The sequence below is a fragment of the Vibrio sp. 10N.222.47.A9 genome (assembly GCF_963872585.1).
Taxonomy (GTDB): Bacteria; Pseudomonadota; Gammaproteobacteria; order Enterobacterales; family Vibrionaceae; genus Vibrio; species Vibrio splendidus.
This window is the reverse complement of sequence record NZ_CAWNBB010000075.1, coordinates 1-2,228: the sequence shown is the minus strand read 5'-3', so window position 1 is coordinate 2,228 and position 2,228 is coordinate 1. Positions and strand designations below refer to the sequence as shown.

Here is a 2,228-nt window from a genome sequence, read left to right as displayed (position 1 = left end):
GCTCTATTACCAAAGAGCAGGTTGAAACAGAGCTGACTAAACGCAGCGACACCCTCTCTGCAGAGTACAGTGACGGCACACGCTGGACGACGCAAGCCGCGCTAGAAACTGAAAAGCGCATCCTGCAAAACATCGATGATGGTAAAGGCCAACATCAACCTTTTGCAACGCCTAAGCAGGTGCAAGACTTTCTCGATACCAAGCCTCGCCTAACCCAAGGGCAAAAGGACGCCATCACCCTTATCTCAACCACCAAAGACAGCTTTGTGGCCATCCAAGGGTTAGCCGGCACAGGTAAGTCCACCCTGCTTGAATCCAACATTGAATTTATCCAGTTAGTGAAAGAAGCCAGCCAGCAACCAGAGCAAAGCGTCATCGGTCTTGCGCCCACGCACGCCGCGGTTGCAGAGCTCGAAAGCAAAGGCGTGAAAGCGCAAACGCTAGACAGTTTGCTTTCTGACATCCGACAAGGCAATCGAGAAGCCAGTGACTATCAACACACCTTGTTCTTTCTCGATGAAAGCTCCATGGTCAGCAATAAGCAAGCCGATGAGTTCACAAAGCTGGTCAATGACAGTCAGTCCAAAACAGTCAAATTGGGCGATAAAGAGCAGTTGTTATCGCTCAGTGCCGGTAAACCCTTTGAGCTGGCCATAAGTCAAGGGCGCATCGATACCGCTTACATGACCGATATGGTACGCCCACAAAATGACACTTTGCACAATGCACAGCAAAACACCATTGATAAACAGCCGCTCAGCGCCATAGATAAACTCCAGCAGCAAGCCCCTGATACCCAAGGCAACAGCCAACATGTCATTTCTACGCTGAATGAAAACGACAAAGACCGACGCAGAGCGCAGCTCACCGCCACAGAGAAGCTGCCTTATGTGGTCGCCAAAGACTATTTAGAGCGCACCCCAGAAACCAGAGAAAACACGCTTATCATCGCTTACACCAACAAGGAGCGTGACACCATCACCGAATACATCCGTGTCGGTTTGATGAAACAGAGTGAGTTAGGCAAAGAGAACGTCGTCGCAACCCGGCTACGCTCAATCGGCGCCACGGGTGAAGAGCTCACTACCATGATGCCGTATCAAAAAGGCTTGATATTGAGCACCAGACCCGGTGAGTACGCGACAATCACTCACGTTGACTCAGAGCATGGCGTGGTGACACTTCAAGACGCAGCGACAGGTAAGACTAGGCCATTCTTACCGCGCAACCGTGACCACCGCTTCACCACCCTGTTCTCTGCGTCAGAAAAGCCACTTTCGACGGGCGATAAAATCATCACGCGCTTTACCGATAAAAGTCGTGACATCAAAGCCAACGTCGAATACCGCATCACGCAAGCCAATGAGGAAGGCATCAAAGCGCAATCCAAAACAGGACAAGCGCTCACCATTAACCCCAACGAGCTTAAAGACGGGCATTGGGACTACGCTTACAGTCGAACCGCAGACATGGCGCAAGGGTCCACCTATCAACACGTCATTAGCGCGATACAAAGCAAAGGCGCACTGACCAACTTAAGACGCGCCGGTATCGATGTCACCCGTGCCAGTCAGCACATTCGCCTCTATACCGACAACACCAAACAACTGGTCAAAAGCTGGCTCTCTAAAGAAAGCCATAAAGCCAGTGCAATAGAAACCCTCAACCAAACGCCCCCCAAAGACACCACCTACTTTAACCGAAATGCCCTCCCTCACGAAGACGTTCGGTTCCAAAATAAAAGCGGTGACTTTGACTACAACACATTTAGGGAGCACATCAATACGCAGCTACCAAAATACACCGAAAGCCTCGCCATTCAGTTATTAGGCCAGCCGAATCAATCCAAATCAGACCGGGATTATTTAACCTTTGGCCTTGGAAAATCGGCGATTAAAGTAACCCTAACTGGAGAATATCGTGGGTATTTTAAAGACTACACCACAGGCGAAAAAGGCGCATTGATTAACCTTATAATGAGTCATAAGGAAATGAACTATAAAGCCGCGATGAATGAAGCGCACAAGATGCTAAACGAACCGGACAAATATCAATTGGAGGAAAACAGTAAGCACGACAAATTACTGAGCACCACACCTAGGCATATTGCGCAGTTTGAAGAACGGGCTAAAGATTATATCAATCAAAGCTTACCGATGGATAACACACTGGCCCAAACCTACTTAAACAAGCTCGGTGTCAATAACAGGCTTTGTTGCGTAATTCAG

At 49.1% G+C, this 2,228-nt stretch carries 1 protein-coding gene; it reads left to right on the top strand.

Going from position 1 to position 2,228, the window contains the following annotated elements; genetic code table 11:
* A partial coding sequence (locus AACT19_RS22535; RefSeq protein ID WP_165689854.1) for an AAA family ATPase occupies window positions 1-2,228 on the top strand: 2,228 nt, incomplete at both ends.